The organism is Streptomyces sp. NPDC058701 (genome assembly GCF_042715295.1).
GTDB lineage: Bacteria > Actinomycetota > Actinomycetes > Streptomycetales > Streptomycetaceae > Streptomyces.
The window spans coordinates 12,498-34,339 of record NZ_JBHXSY010000044.1 but is presented as its reverse complement, the minus strand read 5'-3'; the positions used below and the strand labels follow the sequence as shown (position 1 = coordinate 34,339).

24 protein-coding genes are annotated in these 21,842 nt (G+C 73.4%); 15 read left to right on the top strand and 9 right to left on the bottom strand.

Annotated features, from left to right (window positions below; genetic code table 11):
* Window positions 1–119: 119 nt before the first annotated feature.
* Window positions 120–1,115 (top strand): DMT family transporter, encoded by a 996-nt coding sequence (locus ACFWW8_RS31565; RefSeq protein ID WP_386534340.1) that lies wholly within the window; start codon window positions 120–122, stop codon window positions 1,113–1,115.
* Here the strand turns inward: ACFWW8_RS31565 and ACFWW8_RS31560 are convergent.
* Window positions 1,097–1,801 (bottom strand): pyridoxamine 5'-phosphate oxidase family protein, encoded by a 705-nt coding sequence (locus ACFWW8_RS31560; protein WP_386534338.1) that lies wholly within the window; start codon window positions 1,799–1,801, stop codon window positions 1,097–1,099. The two genes, ACFWW8_RS31565 and ACFWW8_RS31560, sit on opposite strands and share 19 nt — an antisense overlap.
* Before the next feature lie 38 nt (window positions 1,802–1,839).
* Between ACFWW8_RS31560 and ACFWW8_RS31555 the strand changes: the two genes are divergently transcribed.
* Entirely contained in the window at window positions 1,840–3,174 is a 1,335-nt protein-coding gene (locus ACFWW8_RS31555) for an aminotransferase class I/II-fold pyridoxal phosphate-dependent enzyme (protein ID WP_386534335.1), read from the top strand.
* Between the two features lie 154 nt (window positions 3,175–3,328).
* On the opposite strand, the gene ACFWW8_RS31550 is transcribed toward ACFWW8_RS31555, so the two are convergent.
* Window positions 3,329–4,312: a DMT family transporter gene (locus tag ACFWW8_RS31550; RefSeq protein ID WP_386534333.1), complete on the bottom strand. Its 984-nt coding sequence runs from the start codon at window positions 4,310–4,312 to the stop codon at window positions 3,329–3,331.
* A gap of 73 nt (window positions 4,313–4,385) precedes the next feature.
* Here ACFWW8_RS31550 and ACFWW8_RS31545 point away from each other — a divergent pair, with 73 nt between their 5' ends.
* Window positions 4,386–5,288 carry a LysR family transcriptional regulator gene (locus ACFWW8_RS31545; RefSeq protein ID WP_386534331.1) on the top strand — a complete coding sequence of 301 codons (903 nt, stop codon included), beginning with the start codon at window positions 4,386–4,388 and terminating at the stop codon, window positions 5,286–5,288.
* A gap of 46 nt (window positions 5,289–5,334) precedes the next feature.
* Here ACFWW8_RS31545 and ACFWW8_RS31540 read toward each other — a convergent pair whose 3' ends face one another.
* Complete coding sequence (locus ACFWW8_RS31540; protein WP_386534390.1) at window positions 5,335–5,760, bottom strand: pyridoxamine 5'-phosphate oxidase family protein; 426 nt, start codon at window positions 5,758–5,760, stop codon at window positions 5,335–5,337.
* 202 nt (window positions 5,761–5,962) lie between these two features.
* Here ACFWW8_RS31540 and ACFWW8_RS31535 point away from each other — a divergent pair, with 202 nt between their 5' ends.
* The 8 genes from ACFWW8_RS31535 to ACFWW8_RS31500 all read left to right on the top strand — a co-directional run bounded on the left by ACFWW8_RS31535 (window position 5,963) and on the right by ACFWW8_RS31500 (window position 12,753).
* Window positions 5,963–6,577 (top strand): isochorismatase family protein, encoded by a 615-nt coding sequence (locus ACFWW8_RS31535; RefSeq protein ID WP_386534328.1) that lies wholly within the window; start codon window positions 5,963–5,965, stop codon window positions 6,575–6,577.
* Between the two features lie 18 nt (window positions 6,578–6,595).
* On the top strand, window positions 6,596–7,435 hold the full coding sequence (locus tag ACFWW8_RS31530; RefSeq protein ID WP_386534325.1) for a HipA family kinase: 840 nt from the start codon (window positions 6,596–6,598) through the stop codon (window positions 7,433–7,435).
* Window positions 7,432–7,815: a DUF3037 domain-containing protein gene (locus tag ACFWW8_RS31525; protein ID WP_386534324.1), complete on the top strand. Its 384-nt coding sequence runs from the start codon at window positions 7,432–7,434 to the stop codon at window positions 7,813–7,815. The genes ACFWW8_RS31530 and ACFWW8_RS31525 overlap by 4 nt, the downstream gene beginning before the upstream one ends.
* Window positions 7,816–8,037: 222 nt before the next feature.
* Complete coding sequence (fabG, locus tag ACFWW8_RS31520) at window positions 8,038–8,799, top strand: 3-oxoacyl-ACP reductase FabG (protein ID WP_386534321.1); 762 nt, start codon at window positions 8,038–8,040, stop codon at window positions 8,797–8,799.
* A gap of 20 nt (window positions 8,800–8,819) precedes the next feature.
* On the top strand, window positions 8,820–9,581 hold the full coding sequence (locus ACFWW8_RS31515; protein ID WP_386534319.1) for an SDR family oxidoreductase: 762 nt from the start codon (window positions 8,820–8,822) through the stop codon (window positions 9,579–9,581).
* 152 nt (window positions 9,582–9,733) lie between these two features.
* Complete coding sequence (locus ACFWW8_RS31510; RefSeq protein WP_386534316.1) at window positions 9,734–11,317, top strand: ABC transporter substrate-binding protein; 1,584 nt, start codon at window positions 9,734–9,736, stop codon at window positions 11,315–11,317.
* Window positions 11,318–11,452: 135 nt separating this feature from the next.
* Window positions 11,453–12,121, top strand: a complete 669-nt coding sequence (ung, locus tag ACFWW8_RS31505; protein ID WP_383929479.1) for a uracil-DNA glycosylase — start codon at window positions 11,453–11,455, stop codon at window positions 12,119–12,121.
* A gap of 95 nt (window positions 12,122–12,216) precedes the next feature.
* A complete protein-coding gene (locus tag ACFWW8_RS31500) occupies window positions 12,217–12,753 on the top strand; it encodes a hypothetical protein (RefSeq protein WP_386534314.1) in 537 nt (178 codons plus the stop codon).
* A 213-nt stretch (window positions 12,754–12,966) separates the two neighbouring features.
* Here the strand turns inward: ACFWW8_RS31500 and ACFWW8_RS31495 are convergent, their stop codons facing one another.
* Entirely contained in the window at window positions 12,967–13,488 is a 522-nt protein-coding gene (locus tag ACFWW8_RS31495) for a DinB family protein (RefSeq protein ID WP_386534312.1), read from the bottom strand.
* 85 nt (window positions 13,489–13,573) lie between these two features.
* Between ACFWW8_RS31495 and ACFWW8_RS31490 the strand changes: the two genes are divergently transcribed.
* Complete coding sequence (locus tag ACFWW8_RS31490) at window positions 13,574–14,479, top strand: Gfo/Idh/MocA family protein (protein WP_386534311.1); 906 nt, start codon at window positions 13,574–13,576, stop codon at window positions 14,477–14,479.
* Here ACFWW8_RS31490 and lnt read toward each other — a convergent pair.
* The 5 genes from lnt to ACFWW8_RS31465 form a co-directional block, all read right to left on the bottom strand.
* Window positions 14,424–15,971, bottom strand: a complete 1,548-nt coding sequence (gene lnt, locus ACFWW8_RS31485) for an apolipoprotein N-acyltransferase (protein WP_386534308.1) — start codon at window positions 15,969–15,971, stop codon at window positions 14,424–14,426. The two genes, ACFWW8_RS31490 and lnt, sit on opposite strands and share 56 nt — an antisense overlap.
* Before the next feature lie 48 nt (window positions 15,972–16,019).
* Window positions 16,020–16,487 (bottom strand): nuclear transport factor 2 family protein, encoded by a 468-nt coding sequence (locus tag ACFWW8_RS31480; protein ID WP_386534305.1) that lies wholly within the window; start codon window positions 16,485–16,487, stop codon window positions 16,020–16,022.
* A gap of 69 nt (window positions 16,488–16,556) precedes the next feature.
* Window positions 16,557–16,733: a hypothetical protein gene (locus ACFWW8_RS31475; RefSeq protein WP_351282195.1), complete on the bottom strand. Its 177-nt coding sequence runs from the start codon at window positions 16,731–16,733 to the stop codon at window positions 16,557–16,559.
* Window positions 16,734–16,846: 113 nt separating this feature from the next.
* Window positions 16,847–17,725, bottom strand: a complete 879-nt coding sequence (locus tag ACFWW8_RS31470) for an undecaprenyl-diphosphate phosphatase (RefSeq protein WP_386534302.1) — start codon at window positions 17,723–17,725, stop codon at window positions 16,847–16,849.
* A gap of 48 nt (window positions 17,726–17,773) precedes the next feature.
* On the bottom strand, window positions 17,774–18,502 hold the full coding sequence (locus ACFWW8_RS31465) for a TVP38/TMEM64 family protein (RefSeq protein WP_386534299.1): 729 nt from the start codon (window positions 18,500–18,502) through the stop codon (window positions 17,774–17,776).
* Window positions 18,503–18,551: 49 nt separating this feature from the next.
* Between ACFWW8_RS31465 and ACFWW8_RS31460 the strand changes: the two genes are divergently transcribed.
* The 3 genes from ACFWW8_RS31460 to ACFWW8_RS31450 all read left to right on the top strand — a co-directional run bounded on the left by ACFWW8_RS31460 (window position 18,552) and on the right by ACFWW8_RS31450 (window position 21,683).
* Window positions 18,552–19,268 (top strand): DNA alkylation repair protein, encoded by a 717-nt coding sequence (locus ACFWW8_RS31460; RefSeq protein ID WP_386534296.1) that lies wholly within the window; start codon window positions 18,552–18,554, stop codon window positions 19,266–19,268.
* Window positions 19,269–19,535: 267 nt separating this feature from the next.
* A complete protein-coding gene (gene tuf / locus ACFWW8_RS31455) occupies window positions 19,536–20,717 on the top strand; it encodes an elongation factor Tu (RefSeq protein ID WP_386534293.1) in 1,182 nt (393 codons plus the stop codon).
* Window positions 20,718–20,837: 120 nt separating this feature from the next.
* A complete protein-coding gene (locus ACFWW8_RS31450; RefSeq protein ID WP_386534290.1) occupies window positions 20,838–21,683 on the top strand; it encodes a patatin-like phospholipase family protein in 846 nt (281 codons plus the stop codon).
* The last annotated feature ends 159 nt before the right edge of the window (window positions 21,684–21,842 follow it).

Here is a 21,842-nt window from a genome sequence, read left to right as displayed (position 1 = left end):
AGGCGCGGGCGGCACTTCCACGTACGACAGCCCCGGCCCGGGTGTTCCCGGGCGGGTGCGCGCTGCCCGCGAAGCGATGACCCTTCCCTTCATCCTTCACGCACGCGCGGAGACCACACGTGTCGAACCATTCGCCCGCCGCCGGGCGCAGTCTGCTCTACCTCGTTCTCGCCGGAGCCGCCTGGGGCACCGCCGGAGCGGCCGCCTCGCTCCTCTTCCTGGCCAGTGATCTCGGCCCGCTCTCGCTGTCCTTCTGGCGCTGCGCGGGCGGGCTCGCCGTGCTGCTGGCCGTGCTCGCCGTACGGCGCCGGCCCCGATCCGGTGCCCGGCGGTCGCGGCCCTCGGTGCCCTCGCTGATCTCGACCGGGCTGTTGTTCACCCTCTTCCAGGCCGCCTACTTCGCCGCCGTCCGCGAGACCGGTCTCGCCGTCGGGACCGTGGTCACCCTCGGGGCCGGGCCGGTGCTCATCGCGCTCGGCGCCCGGTACTGGATGGCCGAGCGGCTCGGCCGCGGCGGGACCGCCGCCGTGGTCGGGGCGCTGGCCGGGCTGGCCGTGCTGGTTATGGGCAGCGGGGGCGGGGAGGTGCGGCCGCTCGGCGTCGGCTGGGCGCTGCTGTCCGCCGCCGGATACGCGGCCATGACCCTGCGGGCCCGGTGGCTCGGGCAGCGCGGGGCGGGCGGTGACCCGCTGATCACCACTGCCTGGTCGGTCGGGGTGGGCACGGTGTGCCTGTTGCCGCTCGCCGCACTGGAGGGGCTGCTGCCGCACACCGCCGAACTCGGGCGCGTGCTGTGGCTGCTGGTGTACGTGGCCGTCGTCCCGACGGCGCTGGCGTACGCCCTCTACTTCACCGGGGCGGCCGCCGTGCGGGCGGCGACCGTCTCCGTGATCATGCTGATCGAGCCGGTCAGCGCGGCGGTGATCGCCGTCCTGGTACTCGGCGAGCGGCTGACCGGCGCCGTGGTGCTGGGAACCGTACTGCTCCTCACGGCCGTCGGGGCGCTGATCGGGGCGGAGTCCCGCCGCCCGGCGGGCGGGCCGGCCGGACCGGGCGGTGACCCGGAACGCGGGCCCGCCGCGCCGCGGAGCGGCCCTCAGCGCGCGGCGAGGTAGCCCGGCAGGACGGTGCCGGGGGCCAGGTCGGCCGCGGGTTCCGGCGTCCCGTACGCCGGAGCGACGGGGACCACGCCCGCCCAGTACGGGAGGGCGAGGTCCTCGGCGTCGTCGTTCGGGCCGCCGGTGCGGATCTTCGCGGACACCTCGGTCAGGTCCAGGCGGATCACGGCGGTGGCCGCGAGCTCCCTGGCGTTCGCCGGCCGGGAGTCGGCGGAGCGGCCCGGGACGACGTGGTCGACGAGGGCGTCCAGGGCCAGCCGGCACTCCGCCTCGTCCGTGACCTGGTGAGCGGTGCCGTGGACCAGCACCGAGCGGTAGTTGAGCGAGTGGTGGAACGCAGACCGGGCCAGCACCAGGCCGTCGAGGTGGGTCACGGTGACGCAGACGGGCAGGCCGGGGTCGCGGCGCCCGGCGGCGAGCAGCGGGCGCGAGCCGGTCGAACCATGGATGTACAGGGACTCGCCGACGCGGGCGAAGAGCGTGGGCAGCACCACGGGCGCGCCGTCGCGGACGAACCCGAGGTGGCACACGTAGGCCTGGTCGAGGATCGAGTGGACCGTCTCGCGGTCGTAGTGCGCGCGTTCGCGGGACCGGGAGGGGACCGTGCGGTCAGTGGGCTCGTAGGCCCCGGCGGGCGCCGATCCGGTCGCCTCCGTCGCCCCTGCGGTCGATGTGGTGGTCATCCTGGCCGTCTCCATTGTATTAGTGCATAATGTGCTTTGTGCTAGGAGAGTATCGAATCACAGGACGCGGCGCATCGGATATCGCGGCCAGCGTGGAGGCGGGCGTCGGCTCGGGCGCCCTCGCGCCCGGAACGCTGCTGCCGCCCATGCGGGAACTGGCCGCCCGGCTCGGGGTCAACCCGAACACCGTGGCCGCCGCCTACCGGACGCTGCGCGAACGCGGGGTCATCGAGACCGACGGGCGGCGCGGCAGCCGGGTGCGGCCGCGGCCGTCGAGCGCGCCGCGGGACGCGCTGCGGACGGAGGTGCCCGCGGGCGTACGGGACCTCACCGACGGAAATCCGGACGTGGCACTGCTGCCCCCGCTCGACGGAGCGCTCGCCGCTGCCGCCCGGACGTCCGCGCGCCGGCCGACCCTCTACGGCCAGGACCCGGTCGCCCCCGAACTGGCCCGCCTGGCCCGGGCCGGCCTCGACGCGGACGGCGTACCGGACGGGCCGGTCGCGCTCGCCTCGGGCGCCCTGGACGCCATCGAGCGGGTACTGGCCGCGCACCTGCGACCGGGCGACGCCGTGGCCGTCGAGGACCCGGGCTGGGGGAGCGTGCTGGACCTCGCCCCGGCGCTGGGACTGCGCGTGCTGCCGGTGGCGGTGGACGACGACGGGCCCCGCACGGACGCCCTGGCGCGGGCCCTGGCGGCCGGGGCCAGGGCGCTGGTGGTGACCGCGCGGGCGCAGAACCCGACCGGGGCCGCGGTGAGCGCGGAGCGGGCGGCTGAGCTGCGGGGACTCCTGGCGGACCGCCCCGAGGTGCTGGTGATCGAGGACGACCACGGGCACGGCTTCGTCGACCTGCCGCTGCACCCCCTGGGCGGGGTGACCCGGCACTGGGCGCTGGTCCGCTCCACGGCCAAGGCGTACGGGCCCGACCTGCGGCTCGCGGTGCTCACGGGGGACGCGGTGACCCTGGACCGGGTGCGCGGGCGGCAGCGGCTGGGCCCCGGGTGGGTGAGCCGGCTGCTCCAGTACGCGGTCGTCGAGCTGTGGTCCTCCGGCGCCGTGGACCGGGAGGCCGTGGCGCGCTCGTACGGTGAACGGCGGGGCGCGCTGGTCGCCGCATTGCGGGAGCGGGGCGTGGCGGCGCACGGGCGGAGCGGCATGAACGTGTGGGTGCCGGTCGCCGACGAGACGGGCGCCGTGACCCGGCTGCTCGGCGCGGGCTGGGCGGTGGCCGCGGGGGCCCGGTTCCGCGTCGAGTCCGGACCGGGGGTGCGGCTGACGGTGTCGCAGCTGCGGCCCGCGGACGTCGCGGAGCTGGCCGACGCGGTGGCGGCGGCGGTCCGCCCGGGGGCGTCGGGCGTCCGCTACGACTGACCGACCGGCGCGGGGCCGGTGCGCGCCGACCGCGTCGGCGGCCCGCATGGCCCCGGGGGACCGTCCGGCGGAGCCGTACCGCCGGGTGGCGGCGTTCGCCCCGGGTCGCGGGCCGGGTCGCAGGCCGGGTGGGAGGCCGGGTAGGGAGACCGGGTCAGACGGGCTTGCGGGCCGCGGGACGGGTCTGGGTGAGGGCGGCGCCGGCCAGGACGACGAGGGCACCGACCGGGGTGTTCCAGTGCAGTTGTTCGCCCAGGACCAGGACGCCCGCCGCCGTGGCGATCACCGGGATGAAGTAGGTGACCATCTGGGCCGTCGTCGGGCCGACCTCCGTCACCAGCCCGTACTGCATCTGGAGGGCCAGTCCGGTGCCCAGGGCGCCCAGCGCGATCACCGAGAGGGTCGGCCAGAGCGGGAACGACGAGGGGGCCGAGGTGAACAGGGCGCTGACCAGGGTCAGCTGGAGCGTGGAGACCAGCAGCTGGGCTCCGGTCATGGCCACCGGGGAGCCCGGGGTGCCGGCCAGCGTACGGCGGACGTAGATCCAGCCGATGGGGTAGCAGAGCGAGGCCAGCAGGGCGAGCGCGGTGCCCTTGCCGTCGACCCCCGAGAAGCCCTGCCAGGCGCCGAGGACGGTGAGGACGCCGAGGAAGCCCAGGCCCAGGCCGGCGAAGCGGCGCCGGGTGGGGCGGTCCTCCGACAGCGCCACCAGCGAGAGCGCCATGCCCCACAGCGGGGACGTCGCGTTGCAGATCCCGGCCAGGCTGGAGGGGATGCTCAGCTCCGCGAACGCGAAGAGCGAGAACGGCAGCGTGTTGAGCAGCAGCGCCGCCACCGTCAGGTGCCCCCAGGTGCGCAGGCCCCGGGGAAGCGGCTCCCGGCGCACCAGCAGGACGGCGAGCAGCGCGAGCGCGCCGAACAGCACTCGGCCCAGGGCCACGTGGAACGGGGCGTACGCCTCGGTGCCGACTTTGATCAGCAGGAAGCTGAAGCCCCAGACCACCGAGAGGACCGCGAAGCGCACGCGCCAGTCGAGGAGTCGGGCGCGACGGCCGGACGGCAGACCGGCCGGGGCGGCGCCGGCCGGGTCGGTGGAGGGTGCCGTGGAGGTGGGGCGGGGGGCCGCGGGTGCGCTCATGGCCCTACTGTGCGCGTATCAACTTCGTAGGACAAGCGAGAGTTCGTCGGGGCAACGTCGTAGCATTGCTTACATGTTGAACCTGGAGCGCCTGCGCACCCTCGATGCCCTCGCCCGCCACGGCTCCGTCGGCGGAGCGGCGGACGGCCTGCACGTCACCACCTCGGCCGTATCGCAGCAGATGGCCAAGCTGGAACGCGAAGTCGGTCAGCCCCTGGTGGCGAGGAACGGGCGCGGCATCCGGCTCACCGACGCCGGGCGGCTCCTCGCCGGCCACGCGGCCCGGATCATCTCCCAGGTCGAGCTCGCCCAGGCCGATGTCGAGGCCCAGCGCGGCTGCGCGGTCGGCGAGCTGCGGATCGGCGCCTTTCCGACCGCCATGCGCGGCCTGCTGCCCGGCGCCCTGTCCGTCCTGCGCGCGGACCACCCCGAGCTCCGCGCCCTGGCGCGCGAGCGGGAGCCGGAGGAGAGCATGGCCGCGGTGGTCCGCGGGGACCTCGACATGGCGCTGGCCATCGACTGGTACAACAAACGGATGCCGGTGCCCGCGGAACTCATCCGGACCCACCTGCTCGACGACTCCGTGGACATCGCCGTACCGGCCGGCCACCGGCTGGCCGGGCGGACCGAGATCTCGCTGGCGGACTTCGCCGACGACGACTGGATCTCCTGGAACGAGGGTCAGTTCTGTCACGAGTGGCTGGTCTTCACCCTGCGCGGCACGGGCACCGAACCCCGCATCGCGCACATCGCCGAGGAGCACCACACCCAGCTGGCCTTCGTCGAGGCCGGGCTCGGGGTGTGTGTGGCGCCCCGGCTGGGCCGCGGCCCGGTGCCGGAAGGGGTCCGGCTGCTGCCCGTCAGCGACAGCGTCCGCCGTCACGTGTACGCCGTCTGGCGCGCGGACGCCGACCGGCGCCCCTCCATCCGGGCCGCGGCCGACGCGCTGCGACGGGCGGCGGCCGCCCGGGTGTAGACCCGCCCGCGCGGTTCTGCCCCGGCGCGCCCCTTCCGGCGAACCCCTAGATCTTGCGGAAGTCCCAGGAGACGACCGACTCGGGGGTGAGGCGGATCCAGGCGTGACGGCCGTCGTGCGGCATCTCCTCGATCCCGAAGTTCTTGACCGGGAAGATCCGCTCGGCCTCGGCCAGTTCCGGGCACGGCTCACCTGTGCGCGGGGCCTCGCCCACGAAGACGGCGCTGCCCGACAGCTCCACGCCGCGCAGCTCGTCGTACGACTCCCCGGAGTCCACGACCACCGAGATCCGGGGGTCCTTGCGCAGGTCGGCCCAGCGCCGGCTGCGGGTGATCGAGTACAGCCACAGCGAACTGCCGTCCCAGGCGAACCACAGGGCGCCCACGTGCGGGCGCCCGTCCGGGGAGACCGTGGCCACCCGGCAGGTGCGCTGCTCGCGCAGGAAGGCGTCCACCTCCTCCCCGGTCATCATGATGCGGCGGCCCCGCCGCTGCGCCCCGTCCGGGAGGGCTCCGTCCGGAGGTGTGCCGTCCGTGGGTGTGCCGTCCGAGAGTGCTCCGTCCGTGGGTGTGTCGTTCAAGCGTGCGTCGTCGTCCATCCGGCCCGCGCCCCTTCACATCTGACTGTCTGTCAGGAATCATGCGGGCTCTTCCGTCGCCGCGCCAGGGGGAGCCATGCCGGATCTCGATCCCGCCACCACCGCACTGCTCACCGTCGAGTGCCAGAACGGCGTCGTCGGCGAGGAGAGCGCGCTGCCCGATCTGGCCAAGGAAGCCCGGGACTCGGGCGTCCTGGCGCGGGTGGCCGCGCTGGCCGACGCCGCGCGCGGGGCCGGCGTACAGGTGCTGCACGCGGTCGCCGAGCGGCGTCCGGACGGGCTCGGGTCCAACACCAACGCGCGGCTGTTCCGGGCCGCGGGGAAGCTGCCCGTCCGCCAGCTGACCGGCAGCCGGGCGGTGGAGGTCGCGGCCCCGATCGTGGTGGCCGAACAGGACCTGGTGGTGCGGCGGCTGCACGGGCTGTCGCCGATGTCCGGCACCGACCTGGACGCGCTCCTGCGCAACCTGGGCGTCCGTACGCTCGTCGTCACCGGGGTCTCCTCCAACATCGCGATCCCGAACACCGTCTTCGACGCCGTCAACCTCGGCTACCGGGTCGTGGTCCCGGCCGACGCCATCGCCGGGGTGCCCGCCTCCGTCACCGCCGAGGTGGTCCGCAACTCGCTCGGGCTGGTCGCGACCATCACCACGGCAGAGGAACTCCTCGAGCTGTGGGCCCGACCGGCCTGACCCCCGTAACCTGGGCGGATGCTGTCCGAAGTGATCGCGACCCGTTACGTCACGCCCCTGCGTGAGGGCGGCTCGCTCCCGGGAATCGTCGAGGCCGACGACCTCGGTACCTACGTCATGAAGTTCACCGGAGCCGGCCAGGGCCGCAAGACCCTGGTCGCCGAAGTCATCTGCGGGCGCCTCGCCCAGCGGCTGGGGCTGAGGGTCCCGCGGCTGGTCCAGATGCAGCTCGACCCCGTGATCGGGCTCGGCGAGCCCGACCAGGAGGTCCAGGAGCTGCTGAAGGCCAGCGGCGGGCTCAACCTCGGCATGGACTACCTGCCCGGGTCGATCGGCTTCGATCCGCTCGCGTACCAGGTGGACCCGGTCGAGGCCGGGCGCGTGGTCTGGTTCGACGCCCTGATCAACAACGTCGACCGGTCCTGGCGCAACCCCAACATGCTGGTCTGGCACGGCGACCTCTGGCTCATCGACCACGGCGCCACCATGATCTGGCACCACAACTGGCCCACGGCCGGAGCCGCCGCCGCCAAGCCCTACAACGCCTCCGACCACGTACTGGCCCCCGTCGGACCGGACGTCGCGGCGGCGGCCGCCGCCCTCGCCCCGCTCGTCACCGAGGAACTGCTCACCGAGGTGGCGGCCGACGTTCCCGACGAATGGCTGGTCGACGAGCCCGGTTTCGACACCACCGACGCCCTGCGCCGCGCCTACGTGGAGGTGTTGCTGCCGCGCGCGGCCACCATCCACGAGAGGATCACCATGGAGGCCGAGGCGAGGCCGCGGTCCGGCCCTCCCGGATGGCTCGCCGAGCGTCTTGCCCCCCAGCCCCACCGGAAGAAGAGCGACAGCGAGTGATCAAGCGGGACGTGTTCGAGTACGCGCTGGTGCGGGTGGTGCCCCGGATGGAACGGGGCGAGTGCTTCAACGCCGGAGTGATCGTCTACAGCCGGGCCCACGCGTACGTGGCCGCCCGCACCCACCTCGACGAGGCCAAGCTCCTCGCCCTGGACCCGGAGGCCGACGTGGCCGGGGTACGGGCCGCACTGCGCGGGGTCGAGGGCGTGTGCGTCGGCGGGGAGGGCGCCGGGCAGGCGGCCGGCGACGACGCGGGCCGCCGGTTCCGCTGGCTGATCGCGCCGCGGAGCACCGTGGTCCAGCCGGGCCCAGTGCACACCGGCCTGACGGCCGACCCCGCCGCGGAGGTGGACCGGCTCCTGGGCCTGCTGGTCCTCTGAGCCGTCTCCTTCGATCCCGTCGGGACCGCTCCGCCGTTCCGGCGCAGGTCCCCGCGCCTCCGTCCGGGGGGCCTCCGCCCCGACCGTGCCGCCTCCGCCGGCCCGGGCGGGGCGGACCCCCGTTGACACCGGGTGCCAGGGCTCCTAGCGTCTCCTCAGCTGAAGCTACTAAGCGGTTGCTCACCTTTGGGCGGCCGCCTCTCAAGGGCGAGGAGATCCAGCATGTCCACCACCGAGCAGCGCGTCGCGATCGTGACCGGGGCGGCCCGGGGCATCGGCGCGGCCACCGCCGTACGCCTGGCCGCCGAAGGCCGGGCCGTCGCCGTACTCGACCTCGACGAAGCGGCCTGCAAGGACACCCTGGAGGCGATCACGGCGGCCGGCGGCACGGCCCTGGCGGTCGGCTGCGACGTCTCCGACGCCGCGCAGGTGGAGGCGGCCGTCGAGCGCGTCGCGAGCACCCTCGGCGCCCCGACCGTCCTCGTCAACAACGCGGGCGTGCTGCGCGACAACCTCCTCTTCAAGATGACCGAGACCGACTGGGACACGGTCATGAACGTGCACCTGCGCGGGGCGTTCCTGATGTCGAAGGCCTGTCAGAAGTACATGGTCGAGGCCAAGTTCGGCCGGATCGTGAACCTCTCCAGCAGCTCGGCGCTCGGCAATCGCGGGCAGGCCAACTACGCCGCCGCCAAGGCCGGTCTGCAGGGCTTCACCAAGACCCTGGCCATCGAGCTCGGCAAGTTCGGCGTCACCGCCAACGCCGTCGCCCCCGGCTTCATCGTCACCGAGATGACCGCCCAGACGGCCGCCCGCGTGGGCATGGGCTTCGAGGACTTCCAGGCGGCCGCCGCCACCCAGATCCCCGTCCAGCGGGTCGGCCGTCCGGACGACATCGCCAACGCGATCGCGTTCTTCACGGGCGAGGCCGCCGGCTTCGTCTCCGGCCAGGTCATGTACGTGGCCGGCGGCCCGCTCAACTGACGAGAGGCAGGGCGCACGTCATGACGTACGAAGGCATCGACAGCGGCAGGGTCGCGCTGATCACCGGCGCGAGCCGGGGCATCGGCTTCGGCGTCGCCGAGGCGCTGGTCGCCCGCGGCGACCGGCTCTGCATCACCGGGCGCAACGAAGAGGCCCTCAAGGAGGCCGTGGAGCGGCTCGGCGCGGACCGGGTCATCGGGGTCGCCGGGAAGGCGCACGACGAGGCCCACCAGGCCGTCGCCGTGGAGCGGACCATGGAGGCCTTCGGGCGGGTCGACTTCCTGGTGAACAACGCCGGCACGAACCCGGTCTTCGGTCCGATCGCGGACCTCGACCTGGGGGTGGCGCGCAAGGTCTTCGAGACCAACGTGATCTCCGCGCTGGGCTTCGCGCAGCGGACCTGGCACGCGTGGCAGAAGGACCACGGCGGGGCGATCGTGAACATCGCCTCGATCGCCGGCGTCTCGGCCTCGCCCTTCATCGGGGCGTACGGGATGAGCAAGGCCGCCATGGTCAACCTCACCCTCCAGCTCGCCCACGAGATGGCACCCGGTGTCCGGGTGAACGCGATCGCCCCCGCGGTGGTCAAGACGAAGTTCGCCCAGGCGCTCTACGAGGGGCGCGAGCAGGAGGCCGCGGCGGCCTATCCGCTCGGCCGGCTCGGGGTCCCGGAGGACATCGGGGGGGCCGCGGCGTTCCTGACATCTGCACAAGCGGAATGGATCACTGGGCAAACTCTCGTCATTGACGGAGGAATGTTCCTCAATGCCGGAGTGCACTGACCGATAATCGGACGCTTTGACCTCCTGGGGAGAGTCAAATGCATACCGAATATGCACGGAACCGGTCAAGTGCCCCACGAAACCTATCCATTGGATTCGTGGGGCACTGCGGTAGGGTCTGCCGCACCCCTGGCTGATCGAGGAGCGTGCACGTGTTCAACCGGACCAGATGCCTGCAGATCACTGCGGCCCTTGCGTCCATATCCCTGCTCGCCGGATGCGGCCTGCTCTCGGACGACAGCGGTGGCGATCAGAAACGAATCGTCGTCGGCACGACCAGCGCCCCGAGCACCCTCGATCCGGCGGCCGCATGGGACGGCTCCTGGGAGCTGTACCGGAACGTCTACCAGACCCTGCTGGCCTTCCCGACGGGCTCCACCAAGCCCCAGCCGGACGCCGCCCAGGGCTGCGAGTTCACGGACACGGCGAACGAGTCGTACCGGTGCACCCTGCGCAAGGGACTGAAGTTCTCCAACGGCGAGGCCCTGGACGCCAAGGCCGTCAAGCACTCTCTCGACCGGATCCGGACCATCGGCCACAAGCTGGGTCCCAAGGACCTCTTCGGCACGCTGGACAAGATCGAGACCCCGGACCCGCTGACCGTCGTCTTCCACCTGAAGACCCCGGACGCGACGTTCCCCTACGTGCTGGGCTCGCCGGCCGCCTCGCTCGTCGCGCCGAAGGACTACCCGGCCGACAAGGTCCGCGAGGACGACAAGGTCACCGGCTCCGGCCCGTACGTGCTCGACTCGTACAAGGACGGCGCCGAAGCGGTCCTCAGCCGCAACGGCAGCTACGCGGGCTTCGCCAACCGCCGCAACGACGCCGTCACGATCCGTTACTTCAAGGACTCCGTGAAGATGATCGCGGACCTGAAGGCGAAGGAGATCGACGCCACCTACCGGGGCCTCTCCGCCGCGGAGGTCCGGGCGCTCCAGGCCCCCGAAGCCCACTCGCAGGGGGTCCAGGTCGTCGAGAACGTCGGCGCCGAGATCCGCTACCTGGTCTTCAACCCGAAGGACCCGCAGGTCAACAAGCTCGCCGTCCGCCAGGCGATCGCCCAGGTCATCGACCGCGGCACGCTGGTGTCCAAGGTCTACCAGGGCACCGCCGAGCCGCTGTACTCGATGGTTCCCAAGGGGGTCGTCGGCCACAAGACGCCGTTCTTCGACAAGTACGGCCACTCGGACGTCGCCAAGGCGAAGAAGATCCTCAAGGACGCGGGGATCACCCAGCCGGTGGACCTGACCTTCTGGTACACCACCGACCGCTACGGCGCCTCGACGGCCGACGAGTTCACCGAGCTCAAGCGGCAGCTCGACGAGAGCAACCTCTTCCGGATCACGCTGCGCGGCCAGCCCTGGAAGACCTTCCAGGAGGGCTACAAGGGCGGGGAGTACCCCATCTTCGGCCGCGGCTGGTTCCCCGACTTCCCGGACCCCGACAACTTCATCGCGCCGTTCGTCGGCAAGGAGAACGCGGTCGGTACACCGTACGAGCCCGCGCAGATCATCAACGAGCTGCTGCCGAAGTCCCGCCGAGAGGGCGACCGCTCGGCCGGCATCCGCGAGTTCGAGCAGGCACAGCAGATCTTCGCCGAGGACGTCCGCCTCCTGCCGCTGTGGCAGGGCAAGCTGTACGTCGCCGCGCGCGACGACATCGCGGGCGCCGAGCGGGCGCTCGACCCGCAGACGGCCATGCAGATGTGGGAGCTGTACCGCAAGACCAGCTGGTAGGCGGCGGTCGCGGGATCGGTGCGCGGCCGGGGGCGGCCGCGCACCGGAGCGGGTGGGCGAGGCGCTGTCAGTGGCCCCCGGTAGGTTCTGGAGCAGTCGCACGAACTTGTACCGGAGGTTGTCCCCGTGACCCAGATGCTGCCCGAGTCCTGGCTCCCCGTCCTCGGCGGAGAGCTGGACCAGCCCTACTTCAGGGAACTCACCGAGTTCGTCGAGAAGGAGCGGGCCAACGGGCCGGTCTACCCGCCCCGCGAGCAGGTCTTCGCGGCCCTGGAGGCCACCCCCTTCGACCAGGTGAAGGTGCTGGTCCTCGGACAGGACCCCTACCACGGCGCGGGCCAGGGCCACGGCCTGTGCTTCTCCGTGCAGCCGGGCGTCAAGACCCCGCCTTCCCTCCGCAACATCTACAAGGAGATGAAGGAGGAACTCGGCCTGCCGGTCCCCGACAACGGGTACCTGATGCCGTGGGCCCGGCAGGGTGTCCTGCTGCTCAACGCGGTGCTCACCGTCCGGGAGGCCGAGCCCAACTCGCACAAGGCCAAGGGCTGGGAGAAGTTCACCGACGCGGTGATCCGCGCGGTCTCCGACCGTCCCGACCCGGCGGTGTTCGTCCTGTGGGGCGCCTACGCCCAGAAGAAGCTCCCGCTCATCGACGAGGAGCGGCACGCGGTCGTCAAGGGTGCCCACCCGTCCCCGCTGTCGGCCAAGAAGTTCTTCGGCTCCCGCCCCTTCACGCAGATCGACGCGGCCGTCGCCGCCCAGGGCCATGAGCCGATCGACTGGCGGATTCCCGACCTCGGCTGACCTCCCCCCGCGCCTCGGCGGCATTGCCGGTGCCTCCGGCTAGCTTCGTGACGACCGGACCGGCGCAGGTCCGGCGGAGTGAGCCGGAGGCCGCGTTGACGGAGCAGCAGGAGGCGTCGGAGGACGCCGTCATGACCCGGATCGGCCAGGCCGTCATCCTGCTGCACGCGGGGGACCGCGAGGAGGCCCGCAACCGGCTCGGCGCGATCTGGTCCGAGATCGGCGTGGAAGGAGACTCCCTCCACCGCTGCACGCTCGCGCACTACCTGGCCGACGCGCAGGACGATCCCGCCGAGGAGCTGGCCTGGGACCTGCGGGCCCTGACCGCCGCCCACGGCGCCGCCGCCGGGGCCGCCCCGGGGGAGGGGATCCCGGCCGGGCGGACCGCCGAGCCGCGGCGGGCGATGCGGGTGTTCTACCCGTCCCTCCACCTCAGCATCGCCGCCGACTACGTCAAGCTGCGGCGCCCCGAGGCGGCCCGGGTCCACCTGGCCCGGGCCCGCGCCGCCACCGGCGCGCTGTCCGACGACGGGTACGGCAACGGCGTACGGGCCGCCATCACCCGGCTGGAGCGCCGCCTCGCCGCGGAACCGGGCACGGGGCCGGGGCCGTTCCCGGAACAGTCCCCGTAGCCGCCCTCCGTACGACGGCCCGGGCCCGGGGGCGGCTTCCAGGGCCTCCAGCACCGCCGAGACGGCGCAGGCGACTCCGAGCGGCGGGGGTGTCGTGGTTCGGGTGGGATGCACTCGCGCAACTCTGCTGGGCGGGGATACCGTTGCGAAAACCCGGAGGCGATATTCACCCCGCACGGGTGACGGGGTCCGGTGTCCGGCGGACGGACGGTCCTACTCGCCGGTGGAGCCGTCGATGTGCTCGCGCAGCAGGTCGGCGTGGCCGTTGTGGCGCGCGTACTCTTCGATCATGTGGGTGTAGACCCAGCGGAGGCTGAACACCTCGCCGCGGTGGTGGGCGGCCGCGTCCGACACCAGGTCCAGGGAGCGGCCCGCCGACGCCTGCCGGGCCAGCTCGACCTCGGTCTGCCAGACCCGCTCGGCGTCTGCCCAGGTGTCCCCGTCGGCGAAGTGGAAGTCGCCGTCCGGCTCCTCCTGGGAACAGTAGAGCTCCGGGAGGTCCTCGCCCAGCATGATCTCCCGGAACCAGTACCGCTCCACCTCCGCCATGTGCCGTACGAGGCTCAGCAGGCTCAGCTCGGAGGGCTTCAGGAGCGTCAGGCGCAGCTGTTCGTCACCCAGGCCCTCGCACTTCCAGGCGAGCGTGGCGCGGTGGTAGTCGAGCCAGCCGTCCAGCATCTCCCGCTCGTCGGCGGTGGTGGACGGCTCGGTGCGATGTGATCCATTGGAGTGCATGACCCTCATCCTGGGCGAACGAAGCCCCCGCCACCAGGGATTAAGCTGCGGGAATACCGCTCGCAACGAACCTGGAGGCCCCCCGGTGAAGGTCGGCTGCATCGGACTCGGCGACATCGCGCGCAAGGCGTACCTGCCCGTCCTCACCACCCGCCCGGGAGTCGAGCTGCACCTGCAGACCCGGACCCCCGCCACGCTGGACCGGGTCGGCGCCCTCCACCACGTCCCGGCCGCGCGCCGGCACACCGACCTCGACGCCCTGCTGGCGCAGGGACTCGACGCGGCCTTCGTGCACGCCCCGACCGCCGCCCATCCCGAGATCGTCACCCGCCTCCTGGAAGCGGGCGTGCCCACGTACGTGGACAAGCCGCTCTCCTACGAGCTCGCGGAGTCGCGCCGGCTGGTGGACCTGGCGGAGGAACGCGGGGTCTCCCTCGCCGTCGGCTTCAACCGCCGCCACGCACCCGGCTACACGCAGTGTGCCGAGCACCCGCGTGAGCTGATCGTCCTGCAGAAGAACCGCGTCGGCCTGCCCGAGGACCCGCGCACCCTCGTACTGGACGACTTCATCCACGTCGTCGACACCCTGCGCTTCCTGCTGCCCGCCGAGGCCGACCACATCGACGTGCGGGCCGTGGTGCGCGACGGCCTGATGCACCAGGTGGTGCTCCAGATGTCCGGCGAGGGCTTCACCGCGCTCGGCATCATGAACCGGCGTTCCGGGTCCGCCGAAGAGGTCCTGGAGGTGTCCGGACAGGACACCAAGCGGCAGGTCGTCAACCTCGCGGAGGTCATCGACCACAAGGGCCAGCCGACCGTCCGGCGCCGCGGGGACTGGGTGTCGGTCGCCCGCCAGCGCGGCATCGAGCAGGTCGTGGACGCCTTCCTGGACGCCGTAGCGGCGGGCCGGACCCTCAGCGCCCGGGACGCGCTCCTCACCCACGAACTGTGCGAGAGGGTGGTGGATTCGGCCCTCGAGCAGGCCTCCTGAGCGAGCGGGACCCCTCCGCCGCGCAGTACGCCGCCAGTACGGCGAGGGCCGCAGCCACCGGCCAGTCCCCGAAGCGGACGTAGAGCGTCGTGCCCCGGGCCGTGGGCACCTCGTACACGGCCGCCGTGCTCGCCGCGGTGGGCAACGGCCCGCCGATCCGCTCGCCGTACGGGCCGTGCACCGCGCTGATCCCGGTCAGGGTGGCGTGCACCATGGGACGGCCGGTCTCCGCGGCGCGCAGCGCGGCCAGCGAGGCGTGCTGCGCCGGGGCCCAGCTGCCCTGGAAGGTGCTCGTCGACGACTGGGCGACCAGCACGCCGGCGCCATCGCGGACCAGGTGGCGGCTCATGTCCGGGAACGCCGACTCGAAGCAGACCAGCGGGCCGATCCGGACGCCCCCGGGAAGCCCCATGACCACCGGGGCGTCGCCCGGCACCCGGTCCTCGCCGGCCGCCCTGCCGACCGAGGTGGCCCAGCCGAGGAGCGAGCGGGCCGGCACGTACTCTCCGAAGGGGACGAGCCGCATCTTGTCGTACCGGTCGCCGGTGGGGCCCCTGGCGTCGACGAGCACCGCGCTCTTGCGGATCCCGGGACGGTCCGGCTGCCGCGCGTCCACGTTCACCAGCAGCGGGGCCCCCGCCTCCGCGGAGAGCGCGGCCAGGCGCCGGGCCAGGTCCGGGCGGGCCGTCAGGTCCTCCCCGACGCTGCTCTCGCCCCACACCACCAGGTCGACCGGTCTGCCGCCCGGCGCCCGGGTCAGCCGCTCGCCGGCGGCGAACCGCCGCTCCGTGCTGTCCGGGCCGTCCGCCACCGGCCCCGGCTGGACGACGGCCACCCGCAGCCGCCCCGTCACCTCGGGGGACGGGGCCCACAGCCACGCCACGCCCGTCAGCACCGCGCACCCCGTCAGCCCGGCCACCGCCGGAACCCGCGCGCCCGGAACCGCCGCCAGCAGCACCACCGCGCAGTTCACCGCCACCACGACGAGGCCGACCAGCCACACCCCGCCCACCGAGGCCAGCCGCAGCGCGGGCGGCACCTGCCACTGGCTCGCTCCCAGGAGCCCCCAGGGCCCGCCCAGGCCCTGCCAGGACCGGACCAGCTCCGACAGCAGCCACCCCGCCGGTACGAGGACCAGCGAGGCGCCCGCCCGGCCGGCCGAGGGGGTACCGCCGAGCAGCTCCCGCACCAGCAGCGCCCAGGGGATCCACAGCAGGCCGAGCAGCGCGGCCACCGGCACCAGGAACACGTGCAGGCTGGGCAGCAGCCAGTGGTGGACGGCCACGACGAAGGCGGCGCCGCCCAGCCAGCCCTCCAGGGCGGCCCGGCGCCCGGTGGGCGCCGACCTCAGCAGCAGCATCCAGGGCACCAGGGCGACGTAGGCGAACCACCACAGCGCGGGCGCGGGGAAGGCGAGCGCGGGCAGCGCCCCGGCGAGAACCGCGGCGGCGATCCGCCGGCCCGGGATCCGGGCACCGCTCAACGGGACCATGGCATGCCTCCGCCTCCAGTGTGGATCAGCCGCCCGCCCGGGGCCCGGTCAGGCGGACAGGTGCCGCCACTTCTCGTGGACCGTGACGCCGGTCAGCCGCCAGCCGTCGCGGGTGCGGGCCAACTCGAAGGCGTAGCGCCCGGCCGCGACGAAGTTGGGCGCGGTGACGGTCCCGTCGAACTCCGGCCCGGCCAGCCGCATCGGGTTCAGGAAGTCGGCCCGCACCCGGGCGCTGTCCCCGGGCGAGCCGCCCAGGTCCTCGACCCGGATCAGCCGGTTCACGATGAGGTGCTGGCGCACCGGGAAGAGCTTCATGGCCTCGGCCAGCCAGTCCGCGACCTCCCCGGCCGGCCCCTCGACCCCGCCCGCCGAGCTGTAGTCGGCCCGCCCTCCCGCGGCGAACAGGGCGCGGTACGCGTCCCAGTCGCCGTCGTCGACGGCCACCGCGTACCCCGAGACCACCTCGTCGATCGCCAGCCGGTCCATTACCGTCGCGAGGTCCACACGCTGCGTCATCGGGACAGTGTGGGGCTGACGGGGCGCGACGCCAAGGGGCGCGTGCCCGCCGGAACCCGCCGCGGGCGGTCAGTGACCGGAACGCACCTCCCGCTGCCGCACCACGACGAGGAACGCGTCGCTGTCCAGGTCCATCACCACTTCGGCCTGTACGCCCTCGCGCAGGCGCTGCGCCGCGTACTCCTCGGCCGGCCAGCTCCCCCTCGGACTTCCGGCCGGAAATCGCTCCAACACCACTCGACCCATGGGACACCCCTGGTTGCTCGCCTTCAGGTCTCTCAGGCACAACGACGCGGAGGCCGCCCGGGAACGTTCCCGAGCGGCCTCCGGTTCACGCGGAGCGGTGAGCGGGGTCGCCGCTACGAGCCGGACTCGCCCGCGTGGGGGCTCAGCACACCCATGCCGATCAGGACGAACAGGACGATGCCCAGCAGGATCCGGTAGATCACGAACGGCATGAAGCTCTTGGTGGAGATGAACTTCATGAACCACGCGATGACGGCGTAGCCCACGAAGAACGCGATGACCGTCGCGAAGATCGTCGGCCCCCACGAGATGTGGCCCGGCTCCTCGACCACGTCCAGGATCTCGAACGCGCCCGACGCCAGCACGGCCGGGATCGCGAGGAGGAAGGAGTAGCGGGCGGCCGCCTCACGGGTGAAGCCCAGCAAGAGGCCGCCGGAGATCGTCGCGCCGGACCGCGAGACGCCCGGGATCAGGGCCATCGCCTGGCAGAATCCGAAGACGAGGCCGTCCTTGACGCTCAGCTGCCCCAGCGTCTTGCGCTCACGGATCGCGCGGTGCCTGCCGCCCTCCTCGTCGCGCGCGGCCAGCCGGTCGGCGACGCCGAGCACGACGCCCATCACGATGAGGGTGGTGGCGGTCAGGCGCAGGTCGCGCGCCGGGCCCACGATCTGGTCCTTGAACACGAGGCCGAGGACACCGATGGGAATCGATCCGACGATCACCAGCCAGCCCATCTTCGCGTCCTGTTCGGAGCGCAGGGCCTTGGTGTAGAGGGAACGGAACCAGGTGGAGACGATCCGCGCGATGTCCTTGCGGAAGTAGATCAGCACGGCCGCCTCGGTGCCGATCTGGGTGATGGCGGTGAAGGCCGCTCCCGGGTCGTGCCAGCCGGCGAACGCCGCGGTCAGCCGCAGGTGGGCACTGGAGGAGATCGGGAGGAACTCCGTAAGCCCCTGGACGAGACCGAGGATTAGGGATTCGAACCAGCTCATGTCGGGGTGCGCTCGTCCTTGTGATCGTCGGGCAGTTCGCGTCCGATGCTAGGGCCCGTGCGGGGCGGTGCTGACCACCGGGGGGTGCCGGGGCGCCCGTTCGTACGCGGTTCCCAGCGGCCGGGGCGGTGCCAGGCGGTGCCGCTTGCGCCAGGCGACCGCTCCGGCGGCCACCACGGAGACCACGATGAACCCGAACGAGACCAGGAAGGCGGGCGAACCGGGGGAGGAGGCGCTGGCCCCCGCGACGACGTACGCGGTGGTGTTGGGGACGACCCCGAGCGCGGTTGCGGACAGGAACGGCACCCAGCCGCAGCGGGAGACCGCGGCGCAGTAGTTCGCCACCACGAACGGCACGCCGGGGAAGAGCCGCACGGCGATCATGGAGCGGAACCCGTGCCGGCTGAGCTGGCCGTCGGCCGCCCGCAGCCAGCGGCCGCGCACGTACGGGCGCAGGGCCTCCTGGCCCATGAAACGGCCCAGGCCGAAGGCGATCGCGGCGCCGAGCACGGTGCCGCCGACCGCCGCGAGCAGTCCGAACTGCGTACCGAACACGGCTCCGGCGGCCAGGTTCAGCAGCGGACGCGGCACGAACGCCGCCGTGCACACCCCGTACACGCCTGCGAACAGCAGGACCGCCGTGCCCACGGGCAGGCCCGGGGGCCAGCCCTCCGAGAGGATCCGCTGCGGCTCGTACAGCAGCACGCACACGCCGGCCGCGGAGAGCAGCACGACGAGGAGCGACAGCCGGAACCACGGCGCGAGGAGGAGGGACATTCCGGGAGACTAACCGACCTCCGGGATGCCGCGCCGTAATCTGGGCCTCATGCAGCCGAACGACCCGCGGCCGCCGGGGGTCCCCCTCAGCGCCCTCGCGGACACCCTCGTGGACCGGCTGACCGCGCTCTACGCGGGCGCCGCCGACCCCGTACGGGCCGCGGCGATGGCCGCGTACATGAAGGACGTCTCGCCCTTCCTCGGCATCCCCACCCCGCTGCGCCGCGAGCTGTCGAAGGCCGTGACCAAGGACACCCCCGCCCCGCGGGAGGCGGACTGCGCGGCGCTCGCCCTGCGCTGCTGGCGGCTCCCCGAGCGCGAGTACCGGTACTTCGCCGTGGACTACCTGCGCCGGCATGTCGCCCGCTGCTCCTCCGCCCTGCTGCCGGTGGTGAGGCACCTCGTCGTGACCGACCCCTGGTGGGACACCGTCGACCTGCTCGCCGCGCACACGGTGGGCCCGCTGGTGGCCGCCGACCCGGCGCTGCGGGCCGACATGGACGAGTGGATCGGGGACGAGGACCTCTGGGTCGCCCGCACCGCCCTCCTGCACCAGCTGCGCCACAAGGACGCCACGGACACCGGCCGGCTCTTCGGCTACTGCCGCCACCAGGCCGGCCACCCGGACTTCTTCATCCGCAAGGCCATCGGCTGGAGCCTGCGGGAGTACGCCAGGACCGACGCGGACGCGGTCCGCGCCTTCGTGGAGGCCGAACGCCCCCGGCTGTCCCCGCTGTCCGTGCGCGAGGCGCTCAAGAACCTCTGACCGCGGTCGCGTTCGCGGCCGAAAACCATTCGACGCCGCGGGGACCGTCCGGCACGATCAGGGTCATGTCCCGGTACGCCTTCCCCGCAGCGCCGTCCGCAGTCGCGGACGCGCCGAAGGCTGCCGCGGGTGCGCAGGCACCCTCCCGCGCCGCACTCGGCGGCGCACGAAGCTGACCCTTCCCGGACAGTCCGGCGGACCCCGCAGGGGGAGGGTCGGCCCGGTTCCGGGGTCCCGTTCCAGCTTCGAGCCACGGGAAAGACCATCATGGCCAAGACGGCCTTCGTGCGGACCAAGCCGCACCTCAACATCGGCACCATGGGTCACGTCGACCACGGCAAGACCACCCTCACCGCCGCCATCACCAAGGTCCTCGCCGGGCGCGGCGGCGCGGCCTTCGTGCCTTTCGACCGGATCGACCGGACCCCGGAGGAGGCCCGGCGGGGGATCACCATCAACCTCACCCACGTCGAGTACGAGACCGACACCCGTCACTACGCCCACGTCGACATGCCCGGCCACGCCGACTTCATCAAGAACATGGTCACCGGGGCCGCGCAGCTCGACGGGGCGATCCTGGTCGTCTCCGCGCTCGACGGGGTCATGCCGCAGACCGCCGAGCACGTGCTCCTCGCCCGGCAGGTCGGCGTCGACCACGTCGTCGTCGCCCTGAACAAGGCCGACGCGGGCGACCCCGAACTCACCGACCTGGTCGAGCTGGAGGTCCGCGAGCTGCTCACCGCCCACGGCTACGGCGGGGACGCGGCGCCCGTCGTACGGGTCTCCGGACTCGGGGCGCTGGAGGGCGACCCGCGGTGGACCGCGGCGATCGAGGCGCTGCTGGACGCGGTGGACACGTACGTGCCGATGCCCGTGCGGTACACCGACGCGCCCTTCCTGATGCCCGTGGAGAACGTGCTCACCATCACCGGGCGCGGGACCGTCGTGACCGGCGCCGTCGAGCGGGGCCGCGTACGACTCGGCGACCGGGTGAGCGTGCTCGGCGGCGACGGCGAGCCGGTCGAGACCGTCGTCACCGGGCTGGAGACCTTCGGGAAGCCGATGGAGTCCGCCGAGGCCGGCGACAACGTCGCGCTGCTGCTGCGCGGGGTCCCGCGCGACGGGGTGCGCCGGGGCCACGTGGTGGCCGCGCCCGGCAGCGTCGTGCCCAGGCGGCGGTTCACGGCGCGGGTGTACGTGCTGTCGGGGCGCGAGGGCGGGCGGACGACCCCGGTCGTCAGCGGGTACCGGCCGCAGTTCTACATCCGCACCGCCGATGTGGTCGGCGACGTGGACCTGGGCGCGGCCGGCACGGCGCGGCCGGGGGAGACGGTCGAGATGACCGTCGAGCTCGGGCGGGACGTGCCGCTGGAGTCGGGCCTCGGCTTCGCGATCCGCGAGGGAGGCCGCACCGTCGGCGCCGGCACCGTGACGGCCGTCCTGAAGTGATCCGGCCGAACTGACCGGGGCCCCTCCGTGGTGGCGGCGGGCAGGCTGCGCCAGACTGCCTGTCGTCACCGCGGGCTGCCGCGGGGCGTACGGGACGCGGCGACGAGGGGGCGGACGGCGATGGGCGGCGACACGGCACTGGTGCTGGGCGGCGGGGGGCTGACCGGGGTCGGCTGGGAGTGCGGGATCCTGTACGGGCTCGCCCGGGCCGGGGTCGACCTCACCACCGCGGACCTCGTCATCGGCACCTCGGCCGGCTCGGTCGTCGGCGCGCAGCTCACCTCGGGACGGCTCACCCCGCAGGAGCTGTACGAGCGCCAGCTCGGCGACCCGCGCGGCGAGTTGCCGGCGCGGCTCGCGGCGGGCCTCATCGCCCGCTACGCCCTCGCGATGGCGCGCTCGCGCGACGTGAAGGCCTACCGGCGACGGGTCGGCGCGATCGCGCTGGCCGCGGACACCGGCACCGAGGCCGAGCGGCGCACGGTGCTGGAGGCCCGGCTGGTCTCGCACGAGTGGCCCGAACGGCGCCTGGTCGTCACCGCCGTGGACGCGCTGAGCGGAGAACTCAAGGCCTTCGACCGTGACGGCGGGGGCGGCCTCGTCGACGCCGTCTCGGCGAGTTGCGCGGTTCCCGGGGTGTGGCCGCCGGTCACGGTCGGCGGGCGCCGGTTCATCGACGGGGGCATCCGCTCCGCCACCAACGCCGACCTGGCCGCGGGCTACGCGCGGGTGGTGGTGCTCGCCCCGATGGCGATGGGCGCCGGGCTGATCCCCTCGCCCGCTGCCCAGGTGGCCCGGCTGCGCGCGGCCGGCGCACGGGTCCTGCTGGTCACCCCGTCGGCGGCGGCCCGCAAGGTGTTCGGCCGCAACGTCCTGGACCCGGCCCGGCGCGACCCGGCCGCGCGGGCGGGACTGGAGCAGGCCGCCGGGCACGTCGCCGAGGCGCGGGCGGTCTGGTCGGGCTGAGGCCCCGGGCGGCCCAGGGCACGGGCGGCCGCGGCGGGGGGACGGGCGTCCGGCGGGGCGCGGGGGGCGGTCCGGCCCGGCGGGGGACGGGCCGACAATGGTGGGGTGAGCGACGAACAGATCCCGGTCGTCCGGGACGTGGACCAGGGCACCGCCAAA

Excerpts from the sequence above, each read along its gene's own strand:
- ACFWW8_RS31480 (WP_386534305.1), bottom strand. The coding sequence starts at position 16,487 with ATGACGCAGCGTGTGGACCTCGCGACGGTAATGGACCGGCTGGCGATC.
- ACFWW8_RS31545 (WP_386534331.1), top strand. The coding sequence starts at position 4,386 with ATGTTGAACCTGGAGCGCCTGCGCACCCTCGATGCCCTCGCCCGCCAC.
- ACFWW8_RS31560 (WP_386534338.1), bottom strand. The coding sequence starts at position 1,801 with ATGACCACCACATCGACCGCAGGGGCGACGGAGGCGACCGGATCGGCG.
- ACFWW8_RS31475 (WP_351282195.1), bottom strand. The coding sequence starts at position 16,733 with ATGGGTCGAGTGGTGTTGGAGCGATTTCCGGCCGGAAGTCCGAGGGGG.
- lnt (WP_386534308.1), bottom strand. The coding sequence starts at position 15,971 with ATGGTCCCGTTGAGCGGTGCCCGGATCCCGGGCCGGCGGATCGCCGCC.
- ACFWW8_RS31540 (WP_386534390.1), bottom strand. The coding sequence starts at position 5,760 with ATGATGACCGGGGAGGAGGTGGACGCCTTCCTGCGCGAGCAGCGCACC.
- ACFWW8_RS31495 (WP_386534312.1), bottom strand. The coding sequence starts at position 13,488 with ATGCACTCCAATGGATCACATCGCACCGAGCCGTCCACCACCGCCGAC.
- ACFWW8_RS31460 (WP_386534296.1), top strand. The coding sequence starts at position 18,552 with ATGCAGCCGAACGACCCGCGGCCGCCGGGGGTCCCCCTCAGCGCCCTC.
- ACFWW8_RS31535 (WP_386534328.1), top strand. The coding sequence starts at position 5,963 with ATGCCGGATCTCGATCCCGCCACCACCGCACTGCTCACCGTCGAGTGC.
- ACFWW8_RS31530 (WP_386534325.1), top strand. The coding sequence starts at position 6,596 with ATGCTGTCCGAAGTGATCGCGACCCGTTACGTCACGCCCCTGCGTGAG.
- fabG (WP_386534321.1), top strand. The coding sequence starts at position 8,038 with ATGTCCACCACCGAGCAGCGCGTCGCGATCGTGACCGGGGCGGCCCGG.
- ACFWW8_RS31515 (WP_386534319.1), top strand. The coding sequence starts at position 8,820 with ATGACGTACGAAGGCATCGACAGCGGCAGGGTCGCGCTGATCACCGGC.
- tuf (WP_386534293.1), top strand. The coding sequence starts at position 19,536 with ATGGCCAAGACGGCCTTCGTGCGGACCAAGCCGCACCTCAACATCGGC.
- ACFWW8_RS31470 (WP_386534302.1), bottom strand. The coding sequence starts at position 17,725 with ATGAGCTGGTTCGAATCCCTAATCCTCGGTCTCGTCCAGGGGCTTACG.
- ACFWW8_RS31450 (WP_386534290.1), top strand. The coding sequence starts at position 20,838 with ATGGGCGGCGACACGGCACTGGTGCTGGGCGGCGGGGGGCTGACCGGG.
- ACFWW8_RS31550 (WP_386534333.1), bottom strand. The coding sequence starts at position 4,312 with ATGAGCGCACCCGCGGCCCCCCGCCCCACCTCCACGGCACCCTCCACC.
- ACFWW8_RS31465 (WP_386534299.1), bottom strand. The coding sequence starts at position 18,502 with ATGTCCCTCCTCCTCGCGCCGTGGTTCCGGCTGTCGCTCCTCGTCGTG.
- ung (WP_383929479.1), top strand. The coding sequence starts at position 11,453 with ATGCTGCCCGAGTCCTGGCTCCCCGTCCTCGGCGGAGAGCTGGACCAG.